Source organism: Mycobacterium toneyamaense (assembly GCF_055384815.1).
Map to the genome: position 1 here is coordinate 3803938 of NZ_AP040333.1, position 26927 is coordinate 3830864.

Below are 26927 nucleotides of genomic sequence, written 5' to 3' on the forward strand. Positions count from 1 at the left end.
GATCCCGAGGACCGAAGCCACCCGACAGCGAATTGCCGCGACAACATCCTGCCATGCCCGGATCCATGCCTCCGAGTCGTTCCGGCAAGTTTGTCAGCAGGCATGGCCGTGGCCAGCTAATGCTCAGCTAATGCATCGTAGGCAGCAAGAATCAGACGCTTCGTTCGGTAGTCGCCATGTGCAGCTTCGTCCTTCCGTTTGACAATCGGGAACGTGTCCATGATGTAGTCAACATCGTCCCGAGAAATGTCGTAAAGGTGAAAGAACCCGGCGTCAAGATCTGCCCGTGCAGCCTCACGCGCGGATTCATAGCCCCAAGCGGCAGTCAGAAAGTCAACCCTTTCATCGACCCACTCGCCTATCGTCCCAGCGGACCATGGCGAACGCTCCTCGTAAGCTGTAGGCGGCAACACAGGAAGCTGGTTGGCGATGAAGAAGTTCACGTGAGTGCCTCCGACCTTTGGCCGCCCAAGGAAGTCCATGGCAAACGAACTGAGGTTCGCTGCCAACCGTCGCTCGTCCGCCGCACCCACTATGACTGGCAAGTTGTTCCCGACCGCTGCACGTGGAAACCGGGCTGAAATTACGGTCCGTTCATCTGTGTTGCGTGCGACGTCCCGGATGCCCAGCAACCATTCACCCGCGTCCGAAACCCCTGCCAAGGCCTGGGCAACAACCTCTTCACGCACCCAATAGCGTGGCTGGACAACGAAGTTGGGATCGCGCTTTTCTTCAATCGTCACGTCGCGAGTGGAGCCATCGGGTTCGTATGTCGCCCAACGGTGGTCGTAGTGGTGGATCATCTTCGCTTCGTAGAGCGGAAGCATGCGGTGTCTCGTCACGAAGCCTCCATGATCGTGGTTAAGTTGTCGTACGCCACCAGAATCAACTGCTTGGTGCGGTATTCACCGTGTGCCGCTTCGTCTTTGCGTTTCACGATCGGGAAGGTCTCCATCACGTAGTCGACGTCGTCACGGGTGAGGCCGTACAGGTGGAAGTAGTACGCGTCAAGTTCAGCTCGGACGTTCGCCCGCTCGATTGGGTCCGCGATCCAGCCGTTGAGGCGGTCAACTCGGACACCGACGTACTCGGAGTCGACTCCACCTAACCGTGTTCCGGGCACAGGGACGGCGACCTGCTCGACCGTTCCGAAGGTCATGTTGGCGCCGCCGAGCTTTTGCCTTGCAATGAAGTCGAGCGCAAACGATGCCCACGCTCCTGCGAGCAAGGTGCGATCTTCCATGAAGATCGCAAGTGGGAGGCTGTTTCCCGCACCTACGCGGCCAACCAGACTTGCGATGAACGTCCGCTCATCTGTCGATCGGGCAATCCACCGCCACACCAGAAACCACGGCTTGCCCTGGTGCCCAGCAAGTTTTGCATCAACGTCCCGCTCCGCGACCCAGTACCGCGGCATGGGCGTAACCCGCTCGGCCTTCTCGGCTTCGGTCATGTAGCGAGTCGAACCGTCGGGTTCATATGTGGCCCAACGTGTGTCGTAGAGGTGAATCATCTTCGCCTCAAACAGCGGAACCATGAGAAGGGTCCCCCCCCCCCCGTCAGTTTTCTCGAAGACGTTGCCGTTGAGGACCCAGCCGTCTGCCTCAAGTTCTTCGCGGGTGTGGAAGAGGTGTGAGTCATTCGACATGTCGAACATTCGCATGAATTTGATGCCCCACGGGTTTCCGTCCGGGTCACCTTCCTTGATCAGCACCGGCACGCGCCGGTAGATGCCGAGGGTGATCTCGGCGTCGCGGCGGGTACGAAAGACCGGGCAGGTGCCCGTGTTGGGGTTGAGGAGTTGAATCTCCTCGGGTGTCAATGTGAATCGCGCATTCTCCCGCAGAAGATCACTGGGGTGATGCGCGAAGAACGAGAAGTCGGCGCTGGCCACATGATCGTTGCGGCCCGCCACGGTCAGAAGGCAAAACTTGTACGAACGGTGGACTCCTACGAATAGCGGTCTCGCGTTCTCGAAATCGTACAGACTCGCCAGCGCTGACCTTTGCACGAGATCCTTGAAGAAGAACTGCGTGGTGGCATCGGTTGCGATCCCAGAAGGTAGGATCAGACCGCACCGGCCATCTGCACCAGTGACATGCCGTCCGGCCTCCGCAAACACCGCGTAAGTGTTGATGTCCCCACGCCCGTTGAGCGGGTAACGGCCCGAATTCCGTAGAAAGTGTGAGGCTCCTTCTGCTTCGCGCTTGGCGGCTTCGAACTCATCCAGCAGTACCGGATTGGAGTCGGCGAGCTTCTTGATCAGATTCTTGCGCGCGTTCGCATTTCGAGCACCAGCGATCTCCGCATCGCGCGCGGCAAAGAATTCCTGCTCCTGCAGCTTGACCCGCTCCCACGGCGGGTTGCCGCAGATCACCGACAAGCCACCAGCCCAGCCCGTTACCTCGTTGAACGAACCACCTTGCGACGCAGGCGGAAACAGATGCGGGAACTCCAAATGCCAATGAAAAAACCGATATTCGGCGGCCAGCCGTTCAACTTCCGCACGCTGTGCAGCGTCCAGCGCATCCGAATCTTTGAGCAGCTGCTCGAATTTGGCTTGAGTGATCGCCGGCACCGCGCCTTCGGCCTTTCGCCAGACGTATGCCGCGCTCCATGCATCAGCGACGAGCTTCGCGTGACGGTAGTCATCGGATGCCACGTAGTCGCTGAGCCGTTTGCGCTGTACGTGCACGTCGGCCAGCGACAGTGCCCGCTCGGCAACAACATTCCGCATCGCTACGGCCAGCTTCGCGTTGTGCACCGTTTCGAGCTCATCGGCGGCGAAAAACTCGTACTGGTCAGGATGCTTGCGCTCACTGGCGTTTCGCTTCCGGAGTGCCGCGACGACCTTCCTGTCGTCGCCTTCGATCGGCTTAAACGCGTCATCGGGGATGCCTTCTTCCAGCAGCCTCGGTGTCGCTCCGATCAGCGCGTTGCCGACCTTGATCTGCGCGTCCAGAAACGCCAACGGTCTGCCGGGTTCCATCGCCTCCAGCCAGAGCGACACCTTCGCCAGTTCGGCAGCGAGTGGGTTCACGTCCACGCCGTAGACACACTTGCCAACCACCTCACGCAGAGCGGTGCGGACCTGCTCGGGCGGCGGTTCTGGATCACCGGTGCGGTGTGCGGCAAGCCGTTTCGCAATACGGCGGGCCGCGGCAACAAGGAAGTGGCCTGATCCACAGGCCGGGTCGCACACCGTCACCGCGAGCAGCGCCGCATCAGGATCGTCAGCCGCCATCGCACGGTCGAGCACCGGGTCGAGCGTAGAATCCAGCAGGCATTCCACCAATGATGTTGGCGTGTAAAACGATCCGGTGCCCTTGCGCTCGTTCCCCGCGGCCTCCAGCAGCGAATACGACTGCACCGGGTCCGACGGCGGGTGGAATTCCAGTAGCGACTCGTAGATGCTGCCGAGTTCTTCAGCATCGAGGTTGCGGTAGTCCACCGGCCACAGCCGATCCGACTTGCCTTTCACCACCGACAGCGCGCGCACCGCACTGAGGAAATCGGCGTTACGGATGCCGTAGTCCGAAAGGAAGTCCAGCGGCCCGTTCTCGAACAATCCACCGAGCGCCGGCAACCCAAGTTCGGGCATGCCCTGTGCCAGCCCCCGCCACACTAGAACCTGTGCTGACCAGCGGTCGGCGTGCCGGTCTCCCAGCCGACGGCGCGCCACACTACGCAGTCGGCCAGTCGAGAAGTACCGCGAATACCGTTCCCTGACAGCGGTATCCGCATCGCTGGAATGCAATACACCCCGGTCCTCGACTACAAAGGTGAACAGCAGCCGGTACACCACCCGCAGCAACGCGTGGTGCATATCGCTGACCGCCAATTCCCCCGAGCAGAGGCGCTCCCGCAGACCTTGATTGCCGGGATAGGTGAGGAAGCCGTTCCCGAGGGTCTCAAGTGCCTCGACCACACCGTCGCGCAGCTGGTCCAACGCACGGGCACCGGTCTGGGCAGCCGCCTCACGCCAACGTTCCATCCAGCACGACGCCTGCCCAACCTCCGCGTCCAGTGCGGCGAGCCGCGACTGGTGGCACATCCGGTACAGCAGCAGGAAGTCCGAGAACAACTCACCAGCGAAGATCGCGTCGAGGTCGAATTCGATGTAGGCCGAACCGGCCAGCGATGTCGAATCACGCAGTAGCCGTAGGGTTCTGCCGTTGGACAGGATCGCCCACAGATGCCTGCCGGAGCGGTTCAGGTATTCCTGGACCATCGACTGCGGCGCCTGTTTCGCCGCGCCCGACACACCCGGTGTGCGCTTATCGAGATTCACCCCGGCACCGAGCAGGTGGATTGGGATGTCGTCGGCCCACAGATGCGAGATAGCGAACCGCTTCTCTGAATCGTCGTCGCCACCCAGCCCGCCGGCCGGTGCAGGCGGAATCCGGCCATAATCGAGCTGATTCAGCAGCGGCAGCAGGAACCGTTCGCGCGTCAGGCCGATGGCGGCGTCGCTATTGTTCAGACTGGTGAGTTCGTCTTCGAAGCGCTTCCACACTCCGCGCATGTACGCCCACACCCGGTTCGCGGCGTCACGCACCGACTCACCACCGGCGAGGTGGTAGTCAGCAGCCGACGAGCCGTCCATATCGCCGACCGAGATACGGGTGAGAACGCCCGCGGGGATCAGCCCGCCTTGCACCCGCACACCGACAAATGTGTCACTCACGCGGTCACCTCCGGCAGGTAGAGGTACGCGCCGACGATGTCGGCGTTCGGTTCGACCGTCACCTTCAGGCCACGGACGAGCTCGTGGCTGGCCTGACGGACTCGCCGGTGTGATTCGAAAACTCTGGCGGCCAACACTTCTCCGACCTCGCGTAGGTGCCCGTCCAGTTTGTCGAGCTCGGCGAGGGCCCGTCCAGCAGCCGAATGTGCCTGCTGCTCAGGGATATTCTGCGATGGCACGGCGGCGAAGAGCGGTGCCATGTCTTCGAGCCACTCAGGGCTGACCGGTGAACCCGCAAAAGCCAGCGATACGAGCTCCTCGGCCACTAGCTTGCGCTGCCCCGTCCGTGACGGCAGTTCCAGATGGAATCGGTAGCGCACCAGCAGCAGTGTCGTCCGCTTGGCGACATCGCGGGTGCGGATGACGGCACACCGCCGCGCGGGGCGCGCCCCGGCCGGGAGCTCAGAGTCGAGCGCTGACTGCAACACGTAGTCAGCGATAGCGGACACTGACTCGTCGGTACGCAGCAACACCGCATCGCCACGGCCCACTGGCAGGTCGTCAGCGAACAGCAGAGGATCGGACTTGCCGAGCGGTAACGCATTTCGAAGCCCCAACGGCAGATTGGCTGTGGACGCCTGCACGCCGTCTTTGCGGTCCACCACGGTCGAGCCGAGTTCGCTCAGCGCCCGCCGCACCAGGTCTTTGATATCGGCGTGTGTTCCCATACCGGCACGGACGTCATCGATTTCCCGTTGTACCTCGGCAGGTTTGATGGCCGCTTGCGCATACTTGGTCATCGACAGCTTCTCGCGTTCAGCGGCACTATCCCATTCCGCGTGCAGTGAATCGCGCTGTTTGGACATATCCAGGTCGAGCGACAACTGCTCGGCTTCCACGCCGCGGAACAGCAGGCCCTCCATAAGTGCCTCGACGACCGCGTCGCTGCTGTCGGGCACTGGCACCGAAACACCCGTCGCTTTACGGATGCGTTCGTGCTTGCGCAGCAGTACCTCGAGGACGATGCCGTCGATGTGATTGTCCTTGCCGTACAACGTGACTGCACGCACTACGTCGCGCCGCTGACCGAACCGGTCGACACGGCCTTCGCGTTGTTCGTGGCGAGTCGGGTTCCACGCCAGGTCGTAGTGGATGACTGCCTGGAAGTCATCCTGCAAGTTGACGCCCTCGGCCAGGCAGTCGGTGGCGACCAGCACATGCTGCCCACCCGCGACAGCCAACTCCTCGATGCGGGCAACGCGTTCTTCTGGCGGGAGCGCGCCGGTGACCGCTTGCACAGTCACCTTGCGCCCGAGCTTGGCCGTCAGCACCTCCGCCACATACTCGGCAGTGTGGATGAAACGGCAGAACACGATCGGGTTGTAATCCTCGGTGAGGAGCTTTTTGACCACCTTCACCAACTCGGTGGCTTTTGTGTCCTTGCCCTCCAGCGCCTCGGCTGCCTTGCGGAATGCCGTGAGCTTGCGGGCCTGCGGACTACCGGAATCAGCACCTGGCGTCGAGTCGACTGACTCGAGGGTGTCCAGGTCGGGCAGATCCAGCACCGCGGCGCGACCGATCTGATCAGCTTCGTTCGGGTTGTCTGCTTCCAGTGACGCCGCTCGGGTCCGCAGTGTCTGAGCAGCTGCGCGAGGAGACGAGGCCAATGCCCGCAGCAGAGCCAGCGCGGACCACCAATTGACTCGTTTGGCGACTCCCCCGTCGTCCGTCCGGACAGTTTCGCGAGCGTAGTCGAGCACCTGGTCGAACAGCGCGCGGTACTCAGGGCTCAGCGAATACGCGACTTCCTGCGATTCACGATCTTTCGGAAACGGCGTCTCTTGGTCGAGGAAGACCCGGATATCGCTGCGGCGACGCTGTACGAAATGCCGGGCCAACTTCTCACGGCCCTGTGCCAAATCGAGCGCGTGCAGGCGAAAATCCTTGTCCAGTAATCGGATCAAATTCTCGAACGCCTCGTCCTGACCGCTGTGGGGTGTGGCGCTCACCAGGATCAGGTGCCGATTCGCGTCGTTGGCTAATTCACGGATCAAGTCGTATCGCTGTGTACGACCGGAACCTGAGAGCCCGGCCGCAGCGACACAGGTGTGCACCTCGTCGACGATCACCAAATCCGGACACGTGCGCAGGAATTCATGCCGCCTACGGTGCGACTTGATGAAGTCGGTCGACACCACCACGTGGCGGTAGCGGTCGAACAGTGACTCAGTGCCTATCAGGCCGCGCTCCAACCGTGTCACCGTCGACGGCAACACCAACTCGGCCTCGATGCCGAACTTCTGCCGCAGTTCGGCCTGCCACTGCTCGGCCAGAGCCGGGCTGCACAAGACCACCAACCCGTTGGCTGCGCCGGTCTCTAGCAGCTCGGTCGCGATCAACGATGCCTCGACGGTCTTACCGATACCGACATCATCGGAAATGAGCAGTCGTACGACGTCCTGCCGGAGTGCCATCATCAATGGCACCAGTTGATACGACCGCGGCTCCACGTTGATCGACGCCAGGCAACGGAAAGGTCCTGTGGTCGAACGGAATCCGACTTTGATTGCGTCACGCAAGAGGGTGGCGCTGTAATTGTCGCCGAGATCATCCGGAGAGGGCGGTGCAAAGGTGGCAGCCTGGACGCCTTCGCTGAGGAAGACGCCGGCGATATCGTCGTCGGCACCGCCAAGCGGACGAAGAATTAGAAAATCGCCGATGCTGTCGGGTTGAACGACCCATTCCCGACCTCGCGCGGAGACGAGACTGCCCGGAGCGAAACTCGTTGCCGCTAAGGTCACTGCGCGGTCTCCTTAATCTTGCCAAACACCCATTCGTGGCCCCCAGCGACTGCGTCCCAGTCGTCGTCGTACCGGAACCGCACGACCTCCCAACCGGCGTCATACAAGCGCTCTTCGGCAGCAGCATCACGTTCGGCAACGGACTCCGCATCGTGCACCGGGCCGTCGATGAACACAGCCACCGCTATCCCGCTGTCCAGCCGGTAGGCGAAGTCTGGCCGAACCTTGAGCGCATCGATCCGCCGCTGCGCCTCCGTCGGCACCCGCAGGCCGCGGGCCTTGAGGTACCCCAGGAAGTCGTGTTCCAGCGTCGAGGTCGATTGCCGGTCCAAGTCCTCAAATTGCGCCTTGGCCTTCTGCGAGGTGATCGCTCTCGCCAGCCGCAGCAAGTAGTCGCAGACGATATGACGGTCAATCTTGGTGTGGTACAGCTGATTTCCGTATGACAACAAGCAGTCATAGCAGCCCTGCACGCAATCGGGTTTGACATCAGCGCCAGCGGCATCGAAATGGCAGATTTCGAGTGCCTTCCTGGCTGCACGTGCCAAGGCTTCAGGCTCCGCGGCGATCCGACGCAGAACCCCGGCACCGCCCTCGGCGGACTCGGTGAACAGCATTCGGCCGCGCTCATCAGGGTCGGGCAGCAGTTCGGTGGATAGCTCGGAGTCCTCCAACTGGAACTCGGCCTCGATCCCACGCTCCAGGGCGTATTGCAGCGTCACCGCCTCGTTCGAGCCGATTGCTTCCGCAACGCGGAACAGCAGAATGTTGCGGGTGTCCTCCACATACGGGATGACCTTGTCCTTCAACTTGACCTTGCCGACATCGTCGATGTCGCTGTCGTCGTCATCCATATCACCGGCGATCTTCTCCGATAACCAGTTGCCTTTCGCCAGATCCAGCCAGAACCCATGTTCGTTGGGGTCTTTGCGGCGTCGGCGGCCGAGATTGGTCCGACGGATCAACGCCGTGTCACCGTAGGCGAGTTCTGCGAGTGTGCCGTCACCGTCCGAAACCGTCGAGTCGTCGCGGTTGTGGTTCGGGGTGAACTTGAATGACGTCGCAATCTCGAATCCCGCGCGACGACGCTCCTCCTCGTCCGACGAAATGCGTTCCCTGCGCCTGGTAAATACCGTTTCCATCCGCATCAAGCCGCGGCGCGGCTTCGGCAGCAGGGTGTTGCAGTATTCGCAGCGTTCGAGCCCCGGCCCTCGGTCATGGTGGTAGCCACAGGCTTCACACGTGCGCGCCGAGCTGGTGACCAAGCTGCCGTCGGCGGCAGCGTCCATCGGCAACTGGATGCGCACCACCTCGTAACGCGAACCCTCATGGTAGATAAGCGCATTGGGACCGAACTCGCTGATCGCCAGGAAGCGCGGCCGTTGGATGTAGTCGCCGTCCTTGGCGCTGCCGCGCCCAGGAATGAATGCGGCAAGCGGTAAGCGTGGGAAGTTGTAGCCGGGCAGGAAGCCTTCGGCTGCGAAGTAGCGGTAGGTGTAGAAGTCGGAGAACTGCTGGCCGGTGTCGTCGTTGACCAACAGACGCAACTGGTTTTCCGCTTGTGCGCGTCGGACTTTCGCGGCTTCGATCTCTTTGGTGCTGGCACTGTGATCACCAACGACCTTGTGGAATTTCTCGCGGTCGGCCTGCGCAGCGAGATACAGCGAACGCCACCGGTTGCACGCCTCGTCGAACTGCCGATAGGCCGAACGCATCGTCTGCTCGACCCAGTCATCGGTCCACCACATAGTTTCACGCAACGCAGGTTCCAGCGCAGCGACGAGTTCCTTGGCTCGGGCCGTAGCCTTCTGCACCGCAGCACTTTTCGACAGGAAGCCGTCGATATCGTGTTTGATGGGGAAGCCCGGCTTGTCCAGGTCAAGGAGACCCCGCATGCTCGAACTCAGGTGTTCATCGGTTTCGGCCAGCCAGATGGCGTGCAAATGCGAACGCAGTAGCGCCTCATTGGCCAAATCCAGCCGCGGTGGGGCGACCGACCCGGCCACCATGTCTTCGGACCGCCGGAAGTAATAGTGGTCGTGCGCGTTACCGCTCGCACAGTAAGTGACGACGAGCGCTGGCTGACCACTTCGGCCGGCCCGGCCGCTGCGCTGCGCATAGTTCGCCGGCGTCGGCGGCACATTGCGCAGGCCCACCGCGTTGAGGCCCTTAATGTCGACACCCAATTCCATTGTGGGCGAACAGAACAGCAAAGGTAGGTCCGCTTCGCGGAATTCGGCTTCCCGATCCTGCCGTTCAGCGGACGAGACCTGGGCAGTGTGTTCCTTGGCATACAGCCCACGCAACGTCTCCGCAGTGTCGCGATACAAGTCGCGGAAGAACGGATTGACCCGCGCTCCCTCGCCATCGACGCGCTTACGGGTGGCGTCAACAACGCCGCTGGTGCCGTCCCCGGCCCGCCAGATCAACGCAGCCGCCCGCAGTCGGTAGCCCATTCCCTTGCGCACCTCGGTCATGGAGTCCGTGAGCAAGCCGGCGCGTTCCAGGCATGAAAGCATCTGGCCCAGAACCAGTTCAGCGTCCGACTCGGTGAGTCTGGTCCCGTCGTGATCGCGCAACTTCTCCCGGACGTACCGCCCGATCGACGATCGAGGTGTCAGACGAGGCGACAACGTGCGGGTACGTGGGTCAGACGTATCCGTGATGCCGATCTTGCTGTTATGGCCGAGTTTGTCGCCCAGGGTGAGCTGCCATCGTTCCACAAGATGTTGTGCCGACTGGCTCAACACACGTTCAAACCCATACTCGCTGAGACACTCGGCGTCGATCGCAAGCTCGCGGCGCAACTGCTCAAGAAGGTTGAAGCACACGTCGTAGCGGGCCTGTTGCGTTGCATCGCGCAGCGCAGGGTGCGTTCCTTCCCAAAGCTTTTCGCTGGCAATGATCTCATCGAGCGAGTCATAGTCGATATGCAGTAGGCCTGTCTGCTCCAGGTTTGGCATAGTGACACGCCAACCGCGCTGCAGGTCGGCATACAGGCGAAACTCGATCACCGCCCGCAGGGCGGCCTCGGCCTTGCGACGCATACCAAATTCAGCCTCAGCACTCGCGGCGTAATCGGCGAAATCGAGCCCGATGGTCTGCGCCACTTTGCGTGCGATGTCTTCGTGCGTGAGGCCGTCCTCAGCGTCGAGCAGCGCCCGATACAGCGCACCGCGCAGTTGTGTCACCTGTACGAAATCGTTGAAGTGTCCGGCTTGCAGGCTGGCATCCTGACGGTTGTCGACGAACGTGAGCAACTTGCGTGCGTTCTTGGGTAGCGCGTCGGCAGGCAAACCCTTGAGGCTACGGACAACCGATGCGGCGATCACCGTCATCGCCGACGATCGGCCTTCGGCGTCTAGTGGTGCCAAGCGCGCGAAATCCGTTGTACCGGCGCGCTGGTAGGTCACCGCGCAGCGCAGGCAAAACCTGAACGCACCGGTAATGAAGGCGGCGTCGACGCCGCCTGTGTTCGTCTCGGTACCATCTGGCAGCACCCGGACCCGCTGTGGCCGGTACTTCACCACGTTCGGTTTGAGTTGACCGTGCTCCATCCAGGATTCGGGGTATCGGTGATCGACCTCCGGGTCCTGCGGCCACGCAAAATCGGTTGAGATGTAGAGATAGCCGTCTGCGTTGTTGTCCGAGCTTTCCCGATCATTGCGGGACCGGTACGTGGTTCCGTCACCATTGGTCGTGCGTGTGACCACGACGTACTCCTGGCCACATTCACGGCAGAAACTCACCGGCAGCAGCAGGTGGTCCGGCTGACCCGGTACCTTCAGTTGATACGACGTCGCGATGTGCCGCGTCTCTGGGGTTTCCAGCGATACCAGAACGCCCTCGCCCTTCGACAGGAACTGGTGAAGCCGGAACCCGAAGAGTGGCCGGTTGGTTTTCGGGTTGATCGCGTTGGCCCCGACGAGCAGGGTCTTCTCGATAGCGTCAGTAGCTGCCTTCTTAGAGGTACCCGCTTGTTGGGCGAGCTGTTCGGCCGCATCCGACACCCGCTGCGGGCGCTGACGGACAAGCTGCCCCTCATTCTGTGTCAGCCCAAACGCTTCCTCGACCCAACCCGCCAGCGGTGCTTTCACCAACTCGTCGTAAGACGCAGCAGTGAGGTCCAGGCTCATCACCGGACCCGCCGACGTTGCCCGCGTGAGGGTTTCTCCAATCACCCGCTCAGGCGTGACGTCGTCGCCGAAGATTTGCGTAGCAACAGCTGCGACCGTGGCCTTCTGATCACCGATCGACCCGCCCGACGCCATCGTGGCCGAGGTACCGATGCACTGCAGTTCGCCGGATCCGCAGGCATCACGCACGCGCCGCACCAACATCGCCACATCCGACCCCTGCCGGCCGCGATAGGTGTGCAGTTCGTCGAGGACCAGGAATTTGAGTGTGTGGGCCGCACCAATCAACGCCTTGCGCTCATTCGGCCGGGTCAGCAGCAGTTCGAGCATCACGTAGTTGGTCAGCAGAATGTCGGGCGGGTTCGCCAGAATCTGCTCACGTTTTTCCTCCGACTCCTGGCCGGTGTACCGCTCGAACGTAACCGGCTCGTTCCCGTCGCCATAGCCGTAGACGAGGAACTTCCGCAGCTCTTCGAGCTGGCTATTGGCCAGCGCATTCATCGGATAAACGATGATCGCCTTCACGCCCTTCGGCCGGTCGGCGCCCATCCGCAGTACGTGGTCGACGATCGGGACGATGTACGACAACGACTTGCCCGACCCAGTACCAGTGGTGAGGACATACGACTTGCCGGTGCGCGCAATCTCCACCGCATCACGCTGGTGCTTATGCAAGGTGATCGGGGCGGATCCGCGGTCGTCAATGGTCGTCTTGTCGCGGAAGATGAATGAACACTCTCCGTCGACCAAACCCTCGGCAACCAGCTCGTCGATGCTGCCGCCCGAAGCGAACATCGGGTTGAGCGAGACCCAGGGCTCAGGCCACTGTCTGCCTTCGTCGAGCGACTTTTCGATTTCCACGCGAATCCGGTCGTCACGGATGTCGACGCCGGCCGTGGTGAACCCGCGATAGTCGTCGATCAGTTGCTTGTGGATCTGGAATACGTCCACTCAGCACCCCCCAAATGAAGCCTGTTCTAGCCGACCGGCGGCCAGCCAGTCAGGATACGACCTGCCGCCGACAAGTTTGGCGAAATGTGCGCCCGGATTAGCCCTCCAACTCCCCTTCGGTCTCCAGCAGCACCTGCTTGAGTCCGTCGAGCGTGGCGGATTCCGGTTCGGCCCACATACCCCGGCCGGCGGCCTCGAGCAGCCGCTCGGCCATGCCGTGCAGCGCCCACGGGTTGGACTCGGACATGAACTTGCGGTTCTCCGGGTCGAGCACGTAGCTCTGCGTCAGCTGCTCGTACATCCAGTCGGCCATGACGCCCGCGGTGGCGTCGTACCCGAACAGGTAGTCGACGGTGGCCGCCATCTCGAAGGCGCCCTTGTAGCCGTGCCGGCGCATGGCGGTCATCCAGCGCGGGTTGACGACACGCGCCCGGAACACCCGCGTGGTCTCTTCGGACAGCGTGCGGGTGCGGACGGCGTCGGGCCGGGTGTTGTCGCCGATGTACGCGGCGGGGTCCTTGCCGGTCAGCGCCCGGACCGTCGCGACCATGCCGCCGTGGTACTGGAAGTAGTCGTCGGAGTCGGCGATGTCGTGCTCGCGGGTGTCGGTGTTCTTGGCCGCCACCGAGATTCGCCGGTACGCCCGGTTCATGTCGTCGGTCGCCGGTGCGCCGTCGAGGCCGCGGCCATACGCGAAACCGCCCCACGCGGTGTACACCTCGGCCAGGTCAGCGTCGTCACGCCAGTTGCGGCTGTCGATGAGCTGCAGCAGGCCGGCGCCGTAGGTACCCGGCTTCGAACCGAAAATCCTTGTGGTGGCGCGCCTCTGGTCACCGTGATCGGCGATGTCGACCTGCGCGTGGGCGCGGACGTAGTTGTCCTCGGCCGACTCGTCGAGTCCGGCCACCAGCTGGACGGCGTCGTCGAGCATGGTCACCACGTGCGGGAAGGCGTCGCGGAAGAAGCCGGAGATGCGGACGGTGACGTCGATGCGCGGGCGGCCCAGCTCGGCCAGCGCGATCGGCTCCAGCCCGACGACGCGGCGGGAGGCGTCGTCCCAGAGGGGCCGAACCCCGAGCAGCGCAAGCACTTCGGCGATATCGTCGCCCGCGGTGCGCATAGCCGACGTGCCCCACACCGAGAGGCCGACGGATTCGGGCCAGCGGCCGTAGTCGGTGCGGTAGCGCTCCAGCAGCGAATCCGCCATCGCCACACCGGTTTCCCACGCCAGCTTCGACGGGACGGCCTTGGGGTCGACGGAGTAGAAGTTGCGTCCCGTCGGCAGCACGTTCACGAGTCCACGCAACGGCGAGCCCGACGGCCCGGCCGCGATGAACCCGCCGCCGAGAGCATGCAGAATCTGGTCGACCTCGCGGCTGGTGGCCCGCAGCCGCGGCACCACCTCGGTGGCGGCGAACCGCAGCACCTTGGCGACCTCGGCGTTGTCGGTCAGTCCGGACACCGCAGCCGCGTCCCAACCCGACGCCTGCAGCTTGGCCACCAGTTCACGGGCCTCGCCTTCAGCGGCGTCGACGGCCTCCCGCTCGGCAAATCCGTCCTCGGCCAGCCCCAGGGCCTCGCGCAGGCCCGGCACCGACTGCTCGCCACCGAACAGCTGCCGCGCCCGCAGGATGGCCAGCACCAGGTCCAGTTCGGCCTCACCGTCCGGCGCCTGGCCCAGGATGTGCAGGCCGTCGCGGATCTGGACGTCCTTGATCTCGCACAGCCAGCCGTCGACGTGCAGCAGCATGTCGTCGAACACGTCCTCGTCGGGCCGGTCCTCCAACCCCAGATCGTGGTCCATCTTGGCGGCGCGCATCAGCGTCCAGATCTGCTGCCGGATCGCCGGGAGCTTGCCGGGGTCCAGCGCCGAGATGGTCGAGTGCTCGTCGAGCAGCTGCTCCAGCCGGGCGATGTCGCCGTAGGTCTCGGCGCGGGCCATCGGCGGGATCAGGTGGTCGACCAGCACCGCGTGGGCCCGGCGCTTGGCCTGCGTGCCCTCGCCGGGATCGTTGACCAGGAACGGGTAGACGAGCGGCAGGTCGCCGAGCGCGGCGTCGGTGCCGCACGCCGCGGACATGCCGAGCGTCTTGCCGGGCAGCCATTCCAGATTGCCGTGCTTGCCCAGGTGGATCATCACGTCGGCGCCGAAGTGCTTGTTGATCCAGTGATAGGCCGCCAGGTAGTGGTGGCTCGGCGGCAGATCCGGGTCGTGGTAGATCGCGACGGGGTTCTCGCCGAAACCGCGGGGCGGCTGGACGATCAGCACGATGTTGTCGGAAACCATTGCCGCGATGACGATTTCGCCGTCGGGGTCCTGCGAGCGGTCGACGAACAGCTCACCCGGCGCCGCACCCCAGTGTTCGGTGACGGCGTCGGTGAGTTCGGCGGGCAGCGTCGCGAACCAGGCGCGGTAGTCCTTGGCGGACACCCGGACCGGGTTGGCCTCGAGCGCCTCGGTACTGAGCCAGTCGGGGTCCTGGCCGCCCTTTTCGATCATGGCGTGGATCAGGGCATCGCCGTCCTCGGCGTCGACTCCGGGGATGTCGCCGATGCGGTAGCCGGAGTCGCGCATGGCGCGCAGCAGCGCGACGGCGCTGGCCGGGGTATCGAGGCCGACGGCGTTGCCGATGCGGGCATGCTTGGTCGGGTAGGCCGAGAACACCAGGGCCACACGCTTTTCCGCCGGCGAGATGTGCTTCAACCGGGCGTGCCGGACCGCCAGCCGCGCGACACGCTCGCAGCGCTCCGGGTCAGCGACGTACGAGATCAGACCCTCGCTGTCGATCTCCTTGAACGAGAACGGGACGGTGATGATGCGGCCGTCGAACTCCGGCACCGCCACCTGCGATGCGACATCCAGCGGCGTCAGACCGTCGTCGTTCTCGTCCCATTGGGCACGCGAGCTGGTGAGGCACAGGCCCTGCAGGATGGGGATGTCGAGGGCCGCAAGGTGCGCGACGTTCCAGTTGTCGTCGTCGCCGCCGGCGCTCGCGAGGGCAGGCGTCGCACCGCCGGCCGCCAACACCGTGGTGATGAGGGCGTCGGCGGTCCCCAGCAGCTCGATGAGCTCGGGTTCGGCGGTGCGCAGCGAGGCGCAGAAAATCGGGAGCGGACGGCCACCGGCCTCCTCGATGGCCCGGCACAGCGCGTCGATGTAGGCGGTGTTGCCGGCCAGCTGCTGGGCGCGGTAGTAGAGCACCGCGACGGTCGGGCCATGCGCGTCCGACGCGCGCTCGAGCAGCCCCCAGCTCGGGGTGGACTCGGGCTCACCGAAGCCGAAGCCGGTCATCAGGACGGTGTCGGAAAGGAAGGCGTGCAGATGGCGCAGGTTGGTCACGCCGCCCTGCGCCAGGTAGATGTGCGCTTGCAGCGCGACGCCGGCCGGGACAGTCGAGTGGCTCATGAGGTCGGCGTCGGGCGTCTGCTCCCCCGACAGCACCACCGTCGGGACACCGGTGGCGACGACGGCGTCGATGTCGTCCTGCCAGGTGCGATAGCCGCCCAACACCCGAACCACGGCCAGGTCCGCACCGGCCAACAGGTCCGCCAGTTCGCCGTCGATCAACCGCGACGGATTGGCCCACCGGTACTCGGCGCCGCTGGCGCGGGCGGTGATCAGATCGGTGTCGGACGTCGAGAGCAGCAGTACGGTCGGCACCGACTATTCGTACCGCACCGGCGATGCGGGCTGCTCTGCGGTGCCTGACGGCGCCTCGACCAGCTGGTTTCGGCCCCGGTTTTTGGCCTCGTAGACGGCCCGGTCGGCGCGGGCCAGAAGTTCACGGGCAAAACCGCCGGCCGGGGTGCAGTCCGACCGGGACATCTCGGCGAATCCCGCCGAGGCGGTCAGCGTGGTGGGCGTATCCGCGAGGGGGCCCAGCCCGGCGATGCCGCTGCGGAGTTCTTCAGCTCGCCGCTTCCCGGTGCCGTCGCTGTTGTCGGGACCGCGCCACAGCGCCGCGAATTCCTCACCGCCGACCCGCGCCACGACGACGTCCTCGTCCACCGTCGCCAGCCGTAGCCAGGTGCCGATCGCGCGTAGCGCGTCGTCGCCCGCCGGGTGGCCGTACCGATCGTTGAAGCCCTTGAAGTCGTCGACGTCGAGAACCATCAGCGCCGCATACCGGGTCCCCACCGACTCGTCGAGCGCGTCGAGCGCCTCGTCGAACGACCGCCGGTTGGCCAACCCCGTCAGTGGGTCGGTTCGGGTGAGTTCGTCCAGTTTGCGCTCGTCGAGCCACGCCAGCCGCACCGATCGCTCGAGCCGGTAGGAGAACCGCAAGGTCACGATCACCATGAAGATCGACGTGCCCACGGTGAGCAACCTGTTGCTGGTCCACGGGAACACCCACAACTCCAGCGCCGACACCCACAGCAGAATGGCCAATACCGATGGCGCCAGCAGCCGGAACCGGATCTTCACCACGCACAGGCTCAGCAGCACCGCGGTGGGCATGAGGTACGGGACGACGTCGTAGCCCTGCGGCAGCTGGATCACCCGCTCGTACATCTGCGCGCTGGTGATGACGCCGACGGCCGCGACGTACGTGGGAGCGGAGAACCGGTAGAGCCGGGGCACCAGCGCGGTCAGCGCGGCCAGCGTCGCCATCGGCATGATCCCGTAGACCAGGGTGTACACGCCGAGCGCCTGCGATTCGGGCGGCATCTTCAGCACGGTCTTGTACGACGACAGCATCGCGAGGCAGACGGCGTCCAGACCCAGCATGATCGCGGCCCGCGCGATGCGGCCCTGCCGGTCGTACACCTTCGCGAACTCTGCTTCCTGCTCGCGCGCCGGAGCGGGCTGCGGCGCACCGGCCGGCGCGGCCGTCGCTGGGTGGGCGTTCCTGTCGCGGCTCGCCATGGCGGGCAGCTGCGGATCTGCCACGACGAGTCGGTCGCGGCCGTCGCGCTTGGCCCGGTAGAGCGCCGAATCCGCGCGACGGAGCAACTCGACGGCACTGGTCGCGGCCGGGTCGGGCGCGGGATCGTGTGCCAGGCCGGCCGAAGCGGTGACGACGCGACCGTCTTCGCCGCGGTCGATGGCGAGTGCGGCGATTCCGGACCGGATCTCCTCGGCGCGAGTTGTCATCGTGGTCGGGTCGGTCGCACACCACACCGCGACGAACTCCTCACCGCCGAGGCGAGCGCAGAGCTCATTCACGCCGGTCAGGGATCGACCCAGATAGGCACCGACCCGGCGCAGGCAGTCATCACCGGCCAGGTGACCGTTGTGGTCATTGAAGGCCTTGAAGTCGTCGACGTCGAGCACCAGCACCGCCAGGCTCTGGTGCGTGCGCTGCGCAGCCTGCGCCAGCCTCGTGAGCTGTTCGTCGAAGTAGCGCCTGTTCGGCACTCCGGTCAGCGCGTCGGTGCGGGTCAGGCGGTCCAGCGTGCGGGCGCGCAGCCACCCGGTCCGGGTCGACCGCTCGAGCTCGTAGGCGGCGCTGAGCGCGACTGTCACCATCGCGATCGACGCGGTGATGTCGAACATTTCGTTGCTCGTGGGCTCGAACGCAGTCAGCTCGGTCGCCACGATGCCGGCGAGACCGGCCAGAATCGCCGGGGCCAGGAGCACGAAGCGGATCTGTACGACGATGAGACTCATCAGGATCCCGGCGGGCATGACCAGCGGCACGACGTCCAGACCATGCCGGATGCACGCGATGCGCAGCACCATCAGGCACGCGACGTCGATGTACACCGACGCGATGTAGAGCAGCGACGACCAGCGCTGCACTGGGCTGCGGTCTCCGCTGAGCCAGCGCAGCACCATGGGCACGGCGACCGCCAGGACCAGGGAACGCCCCAGCGGCATGACCTCGGGCGGCACCCGCAGCAGGGTGTGGTGAAAAGCGATGCCCGCGGTGATCACGATCAGCAGGACGGCCCACATCTCGTGGCGGGACTTGCGGCCCGACTGGTTGAAGCTCGATCGGAATTCGGACTCGAGGGGCTCGCTGAAGCGAATCCCGTTGACCATCGCCGACCACACGGACTGCGCCTCCCCTGTCGCGACGGCCATCTGAACAGCAGCCTACGTCGCGACCTGCGCAGATCGCGCCCAACCGGGGCCGGAAAAAGCAACAGCGGGCGGGTTGCTGTGCAACCCGCCCGCCGGCGGTCTTATCTACCGCGCTGAGATCAGCGCTGGTTGGTCTCCCAGCGCTGGTACCACGTCTTGCCCTGGTAGGGCAGGCCCGCGGCGACGATGAGAGCGAAGACGCCACCAACGTACAGAGCGAAATCGGACATTGCGTCCCTCCTTATGTCATCCGAATGCGGTGTAGCAAGCGGAAGTTCGGATTCCACGGTACGGGCCGGGAGGTCGAAAACAAGGGTCTTGTAAGGCACGGAACAGGCCGGAAACGGCAGTGACCTGTTTCACTATCTGCGGCACAACGTAACGTGGACAAGGTGATTCGCAGCCGTGACGACGACGCCTGCCCCGGCGCCCTGCAGGTGCACCAGGCGGCCGACGGGGGCCTGGCCCGCATCCGCCTGGCCGGCGGCGTGATCACCGCTGCGCAGCTCGAGGCGCTGGCCCACGCGGCCCCCGAATTCGGTTCGCCGGCAATGGAACTGACCTCGCGCGGCAACATCCAGGTGCGTGGGATTCACGACGCCGCCGGCCTGGCCGCGGCGGTCGAAGCCGCGAGCCTGCTGCCCTCGGCAACCCACGAGCGCATCCGCAACATCGTGGCGTCCCCGCTGTCGGGCCGCAGCGGCGGACTGGGCGACATCCGGGCCGCCGTGCGCGACCTCGACACCGGCCTGCAAAACCGCCCTGACCTGGCCGAACTGCCCGGTAGGTTCTGGTTCGGGATCGACGATGGCCGCGGGGACATCTCAGGGTTGGCCCCCGATGCCAGCACCCATCTGACCTCTGCCGACACCGCCGCCGTGCTGGTGGCAGGCCGCGATACCGGGGTTCGGATACCCGCCGTGCAGGCCGCGGACACGCTGCTGAACCTGGCCGGCGCCTTCCAGCCCATTCGCGGAAACCGCTGGCGGACAAGTGAACTGGACGACACTGACGAGCTCCTGGCCGGCGCCGGGCTGAATCCCACCGAACCTGCCGGCGCGACCTGGTCACCGGTCGACGTTCCGCCGGTCGGCTGGATACCCCAGGACGACGGCCGGATCACGTTGGGCGCCGCCGTCCCGCTGGGTGTGCTGCAGGCCCGTACCGCCGAGTTTGTGGCGGCGATCACCGCTCCGGTGGTGGTCACACCATGGCGCTCGTTACTGATCTGTGACCTCGAAGAGGGCATCGCCGACACCTCCCTGCGGGTGCTGGCACCCATGGGCCTGATCTTCGACGAGCACTCCCCCTGGCTGTCCATCAGCTCCTGCACCGGCAGCCCGGGGTGCGCCAAGTCACTGACCGACGTGCGTAGTGACGCCGCCGCAGCCGCGGAGTCGGGTGAGCCTGGCGGCCGCCGGCATTTCGTCGGCTGCGAGCGCGCCTGCGGCAGTCCGGCCGTCGGCGAGGTGCTGGTGGCGACCAACTCGGGGTACGAACCGCGCCACCCGTAGGGTTATCGCGTGCTCGACTACGTCCGCGACGCTGCGGAGATCTACCGGCAGTCGTTCGCGACCATCCGCGACGAAGCGGATCTGGCGCGATTTCCCGACGACGTGTCACGTGTCGTCGTCCGTCTGATCCACACCTGCGGCCAGGTCGATGTCACCGAGCACGTCGCGTACACCGACGACGTGGTGACCCGCACGCACGCCGCGCTGGCCGCCGGGGCTCCCATCTTGTGCGACTCGTCGATGGTGGCGGCGGGCATCACGCGCTCACGCCTGCCCGCGGACAACGAAGTCGTGTCGCTGGTTGCCGACCCGGGTGCGCCCGCCATGGCCGAAAAGCTGGGCAGCACGCGGTCGGCGGCCGCGGTCGATCTGTGGGCCGACCGGCTGGGCGGTGCCGTGCTGGCCATCGGCAATGCGCCGACCGCGCTGTTCCGGCTGCTGGAGCTCCTCGACGAGGGCGCGCCGGTGCCTGCCGCGGTGCTGGGCGGCCCCGTGGGTTTCGTGGGTTCGGCGCAGTCGAAGGACGAACTGATCGCGCGACCGCGCGGCATGGACTATCTGGTGGTGACGGGGCGGCGTGGCGGTAGCGCCATGGCCGCCGCCGCGGTGAACGCGATTGCGAGTGAACGCGAGTGAGGCTCGCCGAACGAGCAGAAGGTGGACGATGACAACGGGAACTCTCTTCGGTGTCGGCCTGGGTCCGGGTGACCCGGAGCTGGTGACGGTCAAGGCCGCGCGGGTGATCGGCGAGGCCGACGTGGTGGCGTACCACAGTGCGCGGCACGGCCACAGCATCGCGCGCCGCATCGCCGAACCGTATCTGCGCCCGGGCCAGATCGAGGAGCACCTCGTCTACCCCGTGACGACCGAGACCACGTCGCACCCCGGCGGGTACGACGGCGCGATCGAGGACTTCTACACCGAGGCCGCCGAACGCATCGCCACCCACCTGGCCGCGGGCCGCAACGTCGCGCTGCTGGCCGAGGGCGACCCGCTGTTCTACAGCTCGTACATGCACATGCACACGCGGCTCACCGAACGGTTCCACGCCGTCATCGTGCCGGGCGTGACGTCGGTCAGCGCCGCGTCGGCGGCGATCTCGACGCCGTTGGTGCAGGGCGAACAGGTGCTCACCATCCTGCCCGGCACGCTGCCGGCCGGCGAGCTGCAGCGCCGCCTGGCCGACACCGACGCCGCCGTCGTGATGAAGCTGGGGCGCTCGTACCCGGCGGTGCGGCAGGCACTTTCGTCGGCCGGACGGCTGGACGAGGCGTTCTACGTCGAGCGCGCGAGCACCGAGGCGCAGCGGGTGCTGCCGGCTGCCGACGTCGACGAGACGACGGTGCCGTACTTCTCCATCGCGATCCTGCCGGGCGGCCGGCAGGACCAGGCCACGGCCGGCAGCGTGGTCGTGGTCGGGCTGGGGCCGGGCGACCCGGAGTGGACGACGACCCAGACCCGTCGGGAACTGGCCGCCGCCACCGACCTGATCGGCTACGGGCCGTACCTGGACCGGGTGCCCGAGCGTCCCGGCCAGCAGCGGCACCCGAGCGACAACACCGACGAACGTGCCCGTGCCGAGCTGGCCTGCAAGCTGGCCCAGGAGGGCCGGACCGTCGCCGTGGTGTCCTCCGGTGACCCCGGCGTGTTCGCGATGGCGACCGCGGTGCTCGAAGAGGCCCGGCAGTGGCCGGGCGTCGACGTCCGGGTGATCCCGGCGATGACCGCCGCACAGGCCGTGGCCAGCCGCGTCGGCGCACCCCTCGGTCACGACTACGCGGTGATCTCGCTGTCCGACCGGCTCAAGCCGTGGGACATCATCGCCACCCGCGTCACTGCCGCCGCGCGCGCCGATCTGGTGCTCGCGATCTACAACCCGGCGTCGAAGACGCGCACCTGGCAGGTCGCGGCCATGCAGGATCTGCTGCTGGAATACCGGGACCCGAACACCCCCGTCATCATCGGTCGCGACGTCGCCGGACCGAACGAATCCGTACGGGTGGTGCGCCTGGCCGACCTCAAGCCGACCGAGATCGACATGCGCTGCCTGCTGATCATCGGATCGTCGCAGACGGTGTGGCACTCCACCCCCGAAGGCGACCGGGTGTTCACCCCGCGGTATTACCCCCACTGATTCGGTTGGGCCACTAGGGTTTCCGGACATGAGCGAAAGCCCTCGAGTCACGCGCCTGGTCATGTACAAGCACGGCATGGCGCTGGTCGAACGCAGTGGCCCGGTCGACGGTGATTTCGCCCTGACATTCCGCCACGCCCAGATGAAGGACGTGCTGAAGTCGCTGTCGGTGACCGGCACGGGCGGCGAGCTGGCCGTCGGGGCAGTCTCGTTCGACACCCCGACCGATCCGCACACCCAACTGGGTGGCCGCGGGGTGCAGATCGAGTCGGGCAACGCGCTGCGCGGACTGTTCGACGGATTGCGGGGCCGCACCGTCGAAGTCGACTGCGGCGGCACCCGGCATCGGGGCGAGGTGATCGGTGTCGACGAATCCGCGAAGTATCGACAGGTGCTGGTCCTGCGCACCGACGCCGGATCGGTCAGCCTGATCGAACTGGCCGACGTCGGCGCCGTGACGCTGGCGGAGGGACCGTCACGCGAGAACCTCGAGTACCTGCTGGACCGGTCCCGCGCGCTGACCGCGGGCCAGCATTGCCAGGTGGGCGTACAGGTTCGGAGCAGCGGGACCGTCCAGGTGTCCTACGTGGTGCCGGCGCCGCTGTGGCGGCTGTCGTACCGTCTGGTGCGCGATGGTGACGGCCTGGTGTTGACCGCGATGGGCATCGTGCACAACCCGGTCGACGAGGACCTCACCGACATCGCGTTGACGCTGACCACCGGCGAACCGGTCTCCTTCGACATCGACCTGTACGAGAGCAAGCACGCGTATCGGGAGGTTGTCGAGGAAAGCCGCCGCGGTGCGGTGCCCGTGGCCGCCGCCGCGAAAACCCGGTCGCCGGCCGAGGTATCGGCGGCGATGGCGATGCCCGCACCTGCCGGCGCCGGGTTTTTCGATGCGTATGCCGACGCCGTCGACGATGTCGAAACCGCCGACCGCGGTGAGTATTTCGAGTACCGGCTGAGTACCCCGGTGTCACTCAAACGCGGCGGCGCGTCGATGATTCCCCTGGCGGTACAGGCCGTGGACGGCGTCCGGCGCGAACTGGTCTGGACCGGCCATGACCGCTCCCCCGAGATCGTCCTCGTCTTCACCAACACCGCGGGCATCGTGCTCGAGGAAGGCCCCGCCGTCATCTACGAGCAGGACGCCTACGCCGGCGAAGCGATGGTGCCCTTCACCGCCCGCGACGCGAAGGTGCGGCTGCCGTTCGCGAAAGACCTTGCGGTGCGGTGCCGGCACACCTCGACCGTCAGCGACGTCACCGCCCGCGTGCGCCTGGCCCGCGCCGCGCTGGTCCACGAGCAGCGGCGCGAGCGACTCCATACCCTGCGGGTCGAGAACGACCATGCCGAACCGGTCGAGGTGATCTTCGAGATCGTCCGTTTTCAGGGACACCGCGTGGAAGCGCGGGACAACGTCACCGCGATCGCCGACGACGGGACCAACCACCGGATCACGGTCACCGCGGCCGGCCACGGCGCCGTCGAAGCCACGGTGCTGGAAAGCCGGCCGCTGTCCAGCGAGATCGACTACGAGCACCTCGCGCCGGGCCAGCTCGAAGAATGGCTGGCCGACCGGTCCCTCGACGCCGCCACCATCACCGTGCTCGGCGATGTCCTGGACAAGTGGGCGACCGCCGAGCGGCTGGAATCGGGCGCCGAGCAGGTCGAGGCCGCGCGCTCGGGTGACTACGAAGCGCAGAGCCGAATCTCCGAGCAGCTCAACGTCCTCGGCACCGACGGCCCCGAAGGCGAGCTACGGCGCCGGCTCATCGTGGACCTCGAGGCGCTGCGGGACCGCAGCACCGCGCAGGGCGAGAAGGTCCGTCAGCTCCGCGACGACGCGGAAGCGCACCGGCGGGCCGCCTGGGACGAACTCCAGCGGCTCATCGACGCGCCCTGACCCACGCTTCGGCTTCGTCGACGCTGGCGGCTGTCGCCACGCCGCCGGGCAGCGCCGGCCGGTCCACCATGATCACCGGAACATTCAGCGCCGCAGCGGCATCCAGCTTCGCGCGCGTCATGCCGCCACCGCTGTTCTTCGTGACCAGGGCATCGATGCGGTGGTCACGCAGCAGCGCCAGCTCGTTGTCGTAGTCGTACGGGCCGCGGGACAACAGGATGTGGTGCTGCGGCGGCAGCGTATCGGCGTCCGGCGGCGTGACGGCACGGATCAGGAACCAGGCGTCCGACGCGCGGAAAGCCGTCGTGCCCGAACGTCCCGTGGTCAGGAAGACCCGTTGGTAGCCGCGGTCTTCGACGGTCTGCGCCGCCTGCCGGTCATCAGCGACGACGATGGCGTCACCGTGCGGCCACGCCGGCCGCGCCAGGACCAGGTGCGGCAGCTGCAGTCCGGCGCAGGCCCGGGCGGCATTGGCGGTGATGGTGGCGGCGAACGGGTGCGTGGCGTCGACGACGGCGGTGATCTCGTTGTCCTGCAGGTAGGTTCGCAGGCCGTCGACGCCGCCGAAGCCGCCGATCCGTACCGGGCCCACGGGTAGCGCCGGGTCGGGGACGCGACCGGCCAGGGAACTGATCAGCTCGATGCCGGGGTGCAGCCGCTTGGCCAATGCCCGCGCCTCGGACGTCCCGCCCAGGAGCAGAAGCTTCACCGGTCACCTTCCCAGTGCCCGCGACACGGACTTTCCGCCCGCGACACGCCGTCGGCGGCGTGCCGAACGTCTACCTCGCGGGTTGTTGCCCGTGGCGGCTCCGCCATCAATGTGTCGCCCCGCGGCGCCGGCCGCTCGAATACAGGTAACTGTCGGTGAACCCCTGGGCACCCAGCGCGTCGCCGACGAAGATCACCGCGGTCTTGGTGATGCCCGCCGCTTTGGTCCGCTCGGCCAGCTCGGACAGCGCGCAGGTGATGACCTGCTCGCTCGGCCAGCTGACGAAAGCCACCACCGCGCAGGGAGTTTCGGGGCAGTACCCACCCTCGAGCAGTTGGGGGACGATGTTGTCGATCTGCGCAGCCGCCAGGTGCAGTACCAACGTGGCGCCGGGCCTGGACAGGGTCACCAAATCCTCGCCGTGCGGCATCGCGGTCGACAGTGTCGCGACCCGGGACAGGGTGACGGTCTGGGCCACGCCGGGCACCGTCAGCTCTCGCCCGAGTGCCGCGGCGGCAGCGGCGAAAGCCGGTACGCCGGGCACGATTTCGTAGTCGATACCGAGCTCGTCCAGCCGCCGGCACTGTTCGGCCACCGCGCTGTAGATCGACGGATCCCCCGAGTGCAGGCGCGCCACGTCGAGTCCGGCTTCATGTGCGGCGACCAACTCGCCGATGATCTGCTCCAGGTTGAGCGGACCGGTGTCGACGATGCGCGCGTCGGGCGGGCATTCCGCCAGCAGGTCGTCGGGCATGATCGAGCCGGCGTACAGACAGACGCGACACGACCGCAGCAGCCGCTGCCCGCGCACGGTGATGAGATCGGCGGCGCCGGGTCCCGCGCCGATGAAGTACACCGTCATTTCTTGACCACCGTCCACTGGGTTATCGGCAATGCCGGGCGCCAACCGGTGAAGCCACCGAGCGGTTCGCCGTGGTAGTGCTGGAAGCGGCGCAGTTCGCCGCCCAGTTTCGAATAGAGCTGCACCACAAAGGCTTCCGACTCTGCCGTCACCGCGTTGGCGACCAGCCGGCCGCCGGATTCGAGCGCGTCGAAGCAGGCGTCGAACAGTCCCGGTTGGGTGAGGCCACCACCGATGAAGATGGTGTCCGGGCCGGCCACATCCTGGAATCCTTCCGGCGCCGCGCCGCGCACGTCCACGGTGACGCCGAACTTGGTGACATTGTTGACGATCCGCTCGCGGCGCACCTCGTCGCGCTCGAACGCGACGGCCCGGCCGCCCGATGCGCGACACCATTCGATCGCGATGCTGCCCGACCCCGAGCCGATGTCCCACAGCACGCGGCCGGGGCGCGGCTGCAACGCGGTCAGCGCCAGCGCCCGAATGGTCTGTTTGGTGATCTGCCCGTCGTGATCGAAGGCCGTGTCCGCCACGACCGTCCCGATGCGCAGGTCGGGTGCGTACCGCACGGCAATGACATTGAGTGCGTCGACGTGCGGGTCACTGGCGTCCCACTCCCCGGCCGTCATCGTGGTGATGCGTTCGGCCGGGCCGCCGAGCTGTTCCAGAACCGTGAACTCCGATTGGCCACGACGGGTTTCGGTGAGCAGCCGGGCCAACGCCCGCGGGGTGTCGGCTCCCTTGGACAACACCACCGCCCGGCCACCGGGGCGGATGGCGGTGTGCGGTGCGGCGTTGACGAGGCTGATCACCTCGGTGTCCTGCACGCTCCAGCCCAGTCGCGCGCACGCCAGCGTCACCGAGGACACGTGCGGCAGCACCGTCACACGGTCCCGGCCGAACAGCCGGATGAGGGTTGCGCCGATGCCGTGCAGCATCGGGTCGCCGGACGCCACGACGTGCACGTCCCCCCGCCCGTCGAACAACGTGGGCAGGGCCGCCAGCATCGGCGACGGCCAGGCCCGCCGCTCGGCGGTGACCTCGGCGTCCAGCAGGTCCAGCTGTCGCGGACCACCGAAAATCACTGTCGCGCTGTGTAGTTCGCCCCGGGCGGCCTGGCCCAGTCCGGCCATCCCGTCGGCGCCGATGCCGACGACGGTGATCTTGCCTTCGTTTCTGGTCATCGGTGCCCTCTGCTC

At 66.0% G+C, this 26927-nt stretch carries 13 protein-coding genes; 4 read left to right on the forward strand and 9 right to left on the reverse strand.

The window, feature by feature from the left end; all coding sequences use genetic code 11:
• Window positions 1-116: 116 nt before the first annotated feature.
• From ACZ5IQ_RS18310 to ACZ5IQ_RS18335, 6 genes are all read right to left on the reverse strand, one after another.
• Window positions 117-842 (reverse strand): hypothetical protein, encoded by a 726-nt coding sequence (locus ACZ5IQ_RS18310; protein WP_135356562.1) that lies wholly within the window; start codon window positions 840-842, stop codon window positions 117-119.
• Window positions 839-4687 carry an Eco57I restriction-modification methylase domain-containing protein gene (locus ACZ5IQ_RS18315; RefSeq protein ID WP_464480060.1) on the reverse strand — a complete coding sequence of 1283 codons (3849 nt, stop codon included), beginning with the start codon at window positions 4685-4687 and terminating at the stop codon, window positions 839-841. Before ACZ5IQ_RS18315 ends, ACZ5IQ_RS18310 begins: the two co-directional genes overlap by 4 nt.
• Window positions 4684-7488 (reverse strand): helicase-related protein, encoded by a 2805-nt coding sequence (locus tag ACZ5IQ_RS18320; protein WP_135356563.1) that lies wholly within the window; start codon window positions 7486-7488, stop codon window positions 4684-4686. Before ACZ5IQ_RS18320 ends, ACZ5IQ_RS18315 begins: the two co-directional genes overlap by 4 nt.
• Window positions 7485-12575, reverse strand: a complete 5091-nt coding sequence (locus ACZ5IQ_RS18325; RefSeq protein WP_135356564.1) for a DEAD/DEAH box helicase — start codon at window positions 12573-12575, stop codon at window positions 7485-7487. Before ACZ5IQ_RS18325 ends, ACZ5IQ_RS18320 begins: the two co-directional genes overlap by 4 nt.
• Window positions 12576-12672: 97 nt before the next feature.
• A complete protein-coding gene (gene cobN / locus ACZ5IQ_RS18330) occupies window positions 12673-16236 on the reverse strand; it encodes a cobaltochelatase subunit CobN (RefSeq protein WP_464480061.1) in 3564 nt (1187 codons plus the stop codon).
• A gap of 3 nt (window positions 16237-16239) precedes the next feature.
• Window positions 16240-18603 carry a GGDEF domain-containing protein gene (locus ACZ5IQ_RS18335; RefSeq protein WP_135356566.1) on the reverse strand — a complete coding sequence of 788 codons (2364 nt, stop codon included), beginning with the start codon at window positions 18601-18603 and terminating at the stop codon, window positions 16240-16242.
• A gap of 392 nt (window positions 18604-18995) precedes the next feature.
• On the opposite strand from ACZ5IQ_RS18335, the gene cobG reads away from it, so the two are divergent.
• From cobG to ACZ5IQ_RS18355, 4 genes are read left to right on the forward strand one after another with little or no spacing between them, the layout of a single operon-like run.
• Entirely contained in the window at window positions 18996-20117 is a 1122-nt protein-coding gene (gene cobG / locus ACZ5IQ_RS18340; RefSeq protein ID WP_167837997.1) for a precorrin-3B synthase, read from the forward strand.
• 9 nt (window positions 20118-20126) lie between these two features.
• Window positions 20127-20753, forward strand: coding sequence for a precorrin-8X methylmutase (locus tag ACZ5IQ_RS18345; protein WP_064859099.1), 627 nt, complete (start codon window positions 20127-20129; stop codon window positions 20751-20753).
• 28 nt (window positions 20754-20781) lie between these two features.
• On the forward strand, window positions 20782-22251 hold the full coding sequence (locus tag ACZ5IQ_RS18350) for a precorrin-2 C(20)-methyltransferase (protein WP_064859098.1): 1470 nt from the start codon (window positions 20782-20784) through the stop codon (window positions 22249-22251).
• A 28-nt stretch (window positions 22252-22279) separates the two neighbouring features.
• A complete protein-coding gene (locus ACZ5IQ_RS18355) occupies window positions 22280-24157 on the forward strand; it encodes a hypothetical protein (RefSeq protein WP_464480062.1) in 1878 nt (625 codons plus the stop codon).
• Here the strand turns inward: ACZ5IQ_RS18355 and ACZ5IQ_RS18360 are convergent.
• The 3 genes from ACZ5IQ_RS18360 to cbiE form a co-directional block, all read right to left on the reverse strand.
• Window positions 24141-24866 (reverse strand): cobalt-precorrin-6A reductase, encoded by a 726-nt coding sequence (locus ACZ5IQ_RS18360; protein WP_464480063.1) that lies wholly within the window; start codon window positions 24864-24866, stop codon window positions 24141-24143. The two genes, ACZ5IQ_RS18355 and ACZ5IQ_RS18360, sit on opposite strands and share 17 nt — an antisense overlap.
• A 106-nt stretch (window positions 24867-24972) precedes the next feature.
• The gene (gene cobM, locus ACZ5IQ_RS18365; protein WP_346416743.1) at window positions 24973-25728 is read right to left on the reverse strand and encodes a precorrin-4 C(11)-methyltransferase; all 756 of its coding nucleotides are present in this window, start codon (window positions 25726-25728) and stop codon (window positions 24973-24975) included.
• On the reverse strand, window positions 25725-26912 hold the full coding sequence (gene cbiE, locus ACZ5IQ_RS18370) for a precorrin-6y C5,15-methyltransferase (decarboxylating) subunit CbiE (RefSeq protein WP_464480064.1): 1188 nt from the start codon (window positions 26910-26912) through the stop codon (window positions 25725-25727). Before cbiE ends, cobM begins: the two co-directional genes overlap by 4 nt.
• Window positions 26913-26927 lie beyond the last annotated feature (15 nt).

Excerpts from the sequence above, each read along its gene's own strand:
- ACZ5IQ_RS18350 (WP_064859098.1), top strand. The coding sequence starts at position 20,782 with ATGACAACGGGAACTCTCTTCGGTGTCGGCCTGGGTCCGGGTGACCCG.
- cobM (WP_346416743.1), bottom strand. The coding sequence starts at position 25,728 with ATGACGGTGTACTTCATCGGCGCGGGACCCGGCGCCGCCGATCTCATC.
- cbiE (WP_464480064.1), bottom strand. The coding sequence starts at position 26,912 with ATGACCAGAAACGAAGGCAAGATCACCGTCGTCGGCATCGGCGCCGAC.
- ACZ5IQ_RS18335 (WP_135356566.1), bottom strand. The coding sequence starts at position 18,603 with ATGGCCGTCGCGACAGGGGAGGCGCAGTCCGTGTGGTCGGCGATGGTC.
- ACZ5IQ_RS18355 (WP_464480062.1), top strand. The coding sequence starts at position 22,280 with ATGAGCGAAAGCCCTCGAGTCACGCGCCTGGTCATGTACAAGCACGGC.